At 37.6% G+C, this 6,955-nt stretch carries 3 protein-coding genes; all 3 read right to left on the bottom strand.

Annotated elements, in window-relative coordinates:
• Positions 1-101 precede the first annotated feature (101 nt).
• Entirely contained in the window at positions 102-3,344 is a 3,243-nt protein-coding gene (locus GSF01_RS28645) for an RHS repeat-associated core domain-containing protein (protein ID WP_159888679.1), read from the bottom strand.
• A complete protein-coding gene (locus GSF01_RS28640) occupies positions 3,232-5,097 on the bottom strand; it encodes a hypothetical protein (protein ID WP_159888678.1) in 1,866 nt (621 codons plus the stop codon). The genes GSF01_RS28645 and GSF01_RS28640 overlap by 113 nt, the downstream gene beginning before the upstream one ends.
• Positions 5,098-5,211: 114 nt before the next feature.
• Positions 5,212-6,603 (bottom strand): carbohydrate-binding protein, encoded by a 1,392-nt coding sequence (locus GSF01_RS28635; RefSeq protein ID WP_159888677.1) that lies wholly within the window; start codon positions 6,601-6,603, stop codon positions 5,212-5,214.
• Between the last annotated feature and the right edge of the window lie 352 nt (positions 6,604-6,955).

Here is a 6,955-nt window from a genome sequence, read left to right as displayed (position 1 = left end):
TTTTCTTTGAAAAGTTCTATAAGATCAGACTTCATGTGAGCCAATTCATGAAGCGGATCAATAAGCATCCAATGGATACCATCGATCGTCTACTTGTTCGGTTATGATCTTAATTGCGGTTTATATAATGGATTATTTTCAACATACGTATATAGATTCAAACTCAGCGGATTCGTAATATCTCCTTCATACGTATCCTTATTGATAAATCTTTTTATATCAGGATTATAATATCTAGCTCGCATATAATACAACCCGTTTAAATCGGTCATGACACCATCAGAGGCGTTATACAAAAATGGCTGCTCAGTTGTTCCACTTACTCTTTGGAGTTCACCAAAAGGCCCGTAAATAAATTGATCAATTATTTCCCCAGTCTGATTAGTTAGGGCAACCGTACTTCCTTGGGAATTGAAATGATAATTTTGATACTCACCATCTGCATTTTCTCTGCCGATTAGTCCGATACCATAGATATAATACGCTTTTGGATTCCCATTATTGTCGGTTTCCATAATTGTGTATCCTAGCCCAGCAGGGCTAACGACATAACGGGTTGTCACACCAGCCTGATCTATAGCCACCCGATGGCCTTCTGCATCATAAGTATAAACGGTCGTACCAACCTGTTTCAATTGGTTTCTTGAATCATAAATGTAGGTAAGCATATTCCCATTCAACGGACCTTCTACCATATTACCATCCGCATCAAATATAACAGAATTTCCATTAAACGTAGACAAACGATTTGCTTTTGTATATGTCATATCGACAGAAGGTGGTAGAACAGATTGCTCTTCATAGCTTCGTTCTTCTTTGGTAATATTGCCAACTGAATCGTAAGTATAATGATATCTTGAAATCTCTGTACCGTCAGCAGTTCTATCCCATAATGCAATAACTCGCCCAATAGAATCGTATTCCCTGCTCTCTTCTGAATTGTCTGGACGCAATGTCTGGACAAGCCAGCCACGTTCGTTGTAGGTATAACGAGTCACACGGTTGTTCCAATCTTTAACCTCTGACAAATATCCCAACTCATTGTATGAGTATGATATTTGTTTATTTCCTGGATATGTCAAACCAATTAACTGTCCTTTAGCATCATAACTATAGTTAATGGCGTTACCAAACACATCCTTGTAATAGATCATCCTATTGTTAGCATCGAAATTACGTTCAACAGAACCTAACTGGTCTCGGACAGTTATTGTGTTCCCATTAGCATCATACTCGTACTCAACTGTTCCTACCTCGTCTGTAGAAGAAAGCAGTTGACCATTGCTGTCATAAGTGTATGAGCGAATTTGACCTCGTCTGTTCTTTTCTAGACTGACAAGTCCTCGAGATTCGTACTGAAACTGAGCCCTATCTCCGGTCTCTAGTGTATGTGTTAGAAGTTGGCCGAGTGCATCATAAGTAAACGATGTTTGATTCTGGTTAGTATTAGTGACTTTCAGTAAGTTTCCAACTGCATCAAACTCAAGAACGCTTGTTTTTCCACTTGCATCCTGCACAGATTTAAGTCTTCCACCGGCATCATAAGAGTAAATATTTGTTCGATTAAGAGCGTCACTGACTCTGGTCACGCGATCCAATACATCATATTCATTTCTATTAATATATCCTAATGCATCCATCTGTGTTAGTAAATTATCGGCTCCATCATAGGTGTATGTTTCAATTGTTGTCCCATCTGGAGCTTTCTTCTTGATTAATCGATTTAAATCATCATATTCAAAACTTTGTGATACTAAAGTTGGATCGGTAATTTTTAACAAATTGCCGACGCTATCGTAATTATACGATGTAATTTGTCCGAGTTGATCCACCCGTTTGATTAATCGCCCTTCCTTGTCGTATTCAAATTGCTGCAATCCACCCATTGCATCCTGTACTGACAAGAGCTGTCCTTTTCTATCATAGTTATAGATAATTATCCCGTTTCGAGGATCAGTTTCGGATATTTTTCTGCCAAAATGATTATAGGTATACGTGAAGCTGTGGCCAAGAGGATTCGTCTTACTTAGCACATGATCATTACCATCATAATCATATCTGGTGGTGAACCCGGCTCCATTTTCGACACCAATGATTCTCCCAGCCGCATCTTTCGTAAGTGTTGTACTGTAACCCAAGGGATCAATAATAGTTTGAAGAACTCCTTTGTTATAAATATACTGTGTTACTTCTCCCTTAGGGTCCTCTTTTTTCACTAACAAACCATCAGTATTGTAAGTATAATGAGTAGTGTTCCCTTCGGCATCTGTAGTTGAAGTAAGGTTATTTTTAGTATCATAATTATTGCTAACTTGACGCAGTAGCGGATCGGTTGACGTTAACAAATTATTTTTATCATCATATGTCATGTGGGAACTTCGACCTAAGGCATCCTCAACATTGACTAGGTTACCTCTTTCATCATACGTGTATTTGGTAACTCGTCCACTCACATCTGTTCTAGTAAGCACGTTCCCCTTACTATCGTAAATATAACTTGTTTTATTCCCCTGCTCATCCGTGAAGCTACGCAATAAGTAGTCAGAGTCATATTCATAGACACTTTTCGCGCCTTCCCTGTTAATTTTTTGAGTCTCAAAACCACCGTCATCCTTGGGTGACCCATATTTATAGGATATGTCGTTGTCGTTTGCATCTGTTTGTTTGACTACTCTCCCATAATTATCATAGGTAAAATGGACAATTGAATTTCCAAGTTTATCAGCAACGCTTGTCAACTTGTTTTGATCATTATATGTGAAGGAGAAGTCATTGCCATCGGGATCAGTTATCCGAGTTAGAAAGTGACTATCAGAATAATTAAATTTTACGATACGACCCAGCTCATCTCGTACGGAATCAAGCAACCCGTTGAAATTATAATTGAGATAAAGAGACTTATCGGAAATCTCGTCACTAACCTTTTTAAGATATCCTGTATTTTCGTCATATTCATAAATTAGCGTTTGACCATTAGTGGTTACCGTTTTTTTCAATTTATCGCCATCAAAGATGTGCTGACTTTGATCCGGTAGGCTAAGTGTCTCTGGGAGTCCTTGTTGTTTTACGTATTTTTGGTAGGCAGCAGGCATGTTTTTCGGTTGTACCTCGCCTCCATCCTTCTCTTCGAAGGCAGATACTTTATTATTTGGCCACTGAATCTGGATATCATTGGAGTGATCAACTTTTGCATCAAACGAATGCCTCCATCCTTTGCCGACAATGGATTCCTTATTTGAGTAGGAGGGAGTTAATAATTCCAAAGCTAAAGGGAAGTGCCCCTTGTAGAGCCAACAGATTGATAGGATATGTGATTTCTCCTGAAGCAGTATCAACTGCGCCATCAAAAACTCCTTGTTTTTTAATCTTAACTTCTTCTTTAAGACATTCTCCAGAATTTGTTACCTCAGCTAGCATTTTTCCTCTAGGAACAATAACTGTTAGAGAGTTGTCTCCCTTATTATAAAGGCAAGCAAGCCCTTGAATATACGTTCTTCCAAAATACTCCTCATCATTTTCCAAATCCTCAAACATTAAAGTATGTTGATTTTCATTTACTCCATTGACCAGATCAAAACTATATGGATCTTTAGAGGAATATGACAAATCAAGCAAACTTTGCTGGGTATCGTTAAACAAAGCAAGAGTTTGTTTAGGGTTTACTTTAATATAATCAAATACAGATTCTAAAGATAATTTGTAAGGTATTAAACTTGGAAAACTTAAACGAAACGGGACCTCGCTTTCATTCGTAAGATTGACTAGGGATTCGTAAGAACCTATCCAATTTGTTTTATAATAGGCATAGGTAGATAAAGTACCGTCATAATTTAACTGATCGGAAATGTACGAAAATACGTCTCCTTGCCACCTAACCATCCATCCGTACCAATCTAAAAAATGATCAAATAAAATGCTTTCTCCTTTTTGTAATTCAACATAAGTGTATACTGGTTGACTAATAAAATATTGCTTACTAAATAATTGATATGGTGTCCATATGTTCAAATAAGACGAAGATTTATTTGTGATATGAAAGCCATCATAATACAAACCCCCTCTTCCCTGAGGAAGCAGCCATGAATTATAAGACTCATCAGGAGAAACATAATATCCCCAATATTGATTCCTTATTTCCCCATTCACTTTTTCATATACAGTCAGATCATACTTGTCGCCGAACAAATAGAAGTCCTGGCCACGTCTTTGATTTTCTGCTATTTCTACTGCATATGTACTTCCAGGAGAAACTGCGACCTTCCTAAAAGCTGGTTCATCAGAAATTGCATAAGTGAGCAGATTATGATTGGGCAGCAAAATTTCAGCAGAATCATACCTCGAAGCATTGGTAGCATATATTGTGCTTGATACTCCATCGTACGTTCCGAATCCACCTTCATTATTAAAACCATCGTCTTTATACACATATACTTGCTGTTCATTATCCCAAACAGAATACATTGCAATTTCAAGCATACCGGCATATTGAGCCGATGAATAACTCCCACCATCAACTATTTTCAAAGTCTCTCCTGGATTCAAAGTAATTTTTTTCAATATTTCTGAGTTGCTCGAAGAACTAACAGTTACTGTTTTCTCTTTTTTAAAACTGTTATCTGTCGTAGGTAGATGGTAATTTTTACTCACAGACAAATATTTAGATTCTCCGATAGGTGTCTTTAATTCAAGTGGTATCTTATCTTTATTTCTTATGATTAAGTATGAACCAGATCTCTCAAATGCATGTCTGTACCATAGATCATTGACAATACTTTTATGCCACTTAGGAGAATAGCACGTTTGACAAACCATATTATCTTCATATGCTGATTGAGCCCCAACTTGTTTGTGAGTAGATGAATAAGCCTGATTCATCTCATATTCATAGTTTCCACCTGTTACATTCAATAAGATGTAGGTTCCGTTGGATTGGGCAGAGAGAGCCGTTATCTTCACAGTTTGTCCTGGATCTACGGTAAACAAAAACTCCTGCTGGTCAATTGAAACAGTAGCCTCTGCTTTATTAATACCAATAAACAGTGCAGCAAAGACCAGACACAGAAGTAATGAATAAACAGTTTTTTTGAATGCCGACATTTTATCCAACCTTTTCTTTAATTTAATCGAAAACAATTTACTAAATATCTTTCAAATGTACTTAAGTTAGAATGAAAAACTCTATGTGCATACCTCAAATTTATTGTAAAGATGTTAGTCACGTAAAATTCGCAGGAGGTTTCCCCCATCATCGTAAACATACTCAATGACAGAGCCATCTTCATATTTAATTTTCTTTAACTGATTAAGTTGGTCATATTCATATATCATTTTACTCACAACTGGTCGTAGTGTAACGACGATCAAAGGAGTGCTTGGTTCCGAATGGTATCCTGCTGAATCTTGTGCTATTACATTAAAAGTATAATTCTTCTTTGGTAACAATCCTTCAATGACAATTGAGTAAGTCACTCCACTTACTGTAGTGATCAGTGCTCCATCCTTGTATACATTGTAATGAACAATCCTGTTGCTACCAACTGATGGCTGCCAAGATAACGAGATGGAATTACTAGTTTGATAATTTGAGAACAAACCCTCCGGCTTTGATGGAAGTTGTATATTATTAACTCTCACAAAGTTAAGTGATTTAACTAGGGTACCTTGTAGATTCGCTGAAATTCTGATTGTTTGCTCCCCTGCTTGCATATATACTTGCGATGTCACTGTTCTCCACCCTTCCGGGTTGAGCTCTTCAAGAGGTACATACACTGCTGATAGCACATTAGAGAATGTGCTTAATTGAAGTGTAGTTCCATGGGCTTCAGCTGCCGAATGGAATTCCACCAAATATTCTCCACTGATTTTAACATCCACTTTGTATTCAACCCAACCATTGTCCATTGTCCACTGTAAATGTCCTGATTGGTAAGTATCATTAGTGACGTTAACGCCAAACATTTTGAAATAATTGCTGGCTTCCAGCGTTCCTGGCACTGTAACATTGCCTGAAGCAGGATTCTCAATTGGCAGTGTGGTTCCACTTTCACCTTCGATCATCTCCAGCTCTCCAACACTCGTATACCAATGTCCGTTGTTGGCCGTTATGTTAATGCGATAGGCCTTATAGCCGGCGCTGTATGACGCTATCGTGAATGACTTGGGCTCGCCTATTGTCCAATTACTAATCTCGATTCTCGTATCCAGTACTTTCCAACTTGTTCCGTCGTAGCCCTCAAATGTCCAATTCTTCGGCGACGCTGCTATCGCGCTGATTTCATTTCGGGGCCACAATCGATAGGCTACCACATGACGCTGCGTCGGAAATTCAAAGGATAACCATCCTTCTGTTACACCATTAGTTACCCATGCTTGCTCCAAATCCTGATGGTCAAATGCCTTGTACGGTTTGTAATTAGCACCGAAGTCGCTGCTTGCACTCGCCACACCTGACGCCGACTCGTCTGCTGTCATGATCGGAATAATGTTCCCTTCTAAAGATGAATATTGATTAGTTGCTTGAACTAAAAATCCTTGAAAAAAAAGAAAAAAACTGAAACATGCAAATAATATAGAACATAATAACCATTTCCGATTAATAAACATAGATGTTGTCCCCTCCATTACTAACTTCTGTTATAAAACTCGACAGATACAAAACTATGGAAAATTAGTCATCATTTTTAACACCCCCAAATAAAATTTAAAGATATTGATATGGATATATTTATATAAATTAAGGCTTGCTGAATAATGCATAAATGCAATAAATTGATGCAAACCGTTCTCCAAAAAACAATTAATCTCGGTGCAAAATAATATATATCAGACCACTAGCGTTGCATTAATCTTCTCTGAATCTTCACAATTTTCTATCATTTAACTATCTGAACAGAAAAAAGATCCCTTACAATGGAATGGCAGGTAGTACTGTCCATAATCCACCGAAAAGGATCTA

Source organism: Paenibacillus puerhi, assembly GCF_009846885.1.
GTDB classification, from domain to species: Bacteria; Bacillota; Bacilli; order Paenibacillales; family NBRC-103111; genus Paenibacillus_G; species Paenibacillus_G puerhi.
This window is presented reverse-complemented; position numbering and strand designations above follow the sequence as displayed.

What these genes read in the sequence shown, in the direction of transcription:
- GSF01_RS28645 (WP_159888679.1), bottom strand. Translation starts at nt 3,344, where the DNA reads ATGGCGCAGTTGATACTGCTTCAGGAGAAATCACATATCCTATCAATC.
- GSF01_RS28640 (WP_159888678.1), bottom strand. Translation starts at nt 5,097, where the DNA reads ATGTCGGCATTCAAAAAAACTGTTTATTCATTACTTCTGTGTCTGGTC.
- GSF01_RS28635 (WP_159888677.1), bottom strand. Translation starts at nt 6,603, where the DNA reads ATGTTTATTAATCGGAAATGGTTATTATGTTCTATATTATTTGCATGT.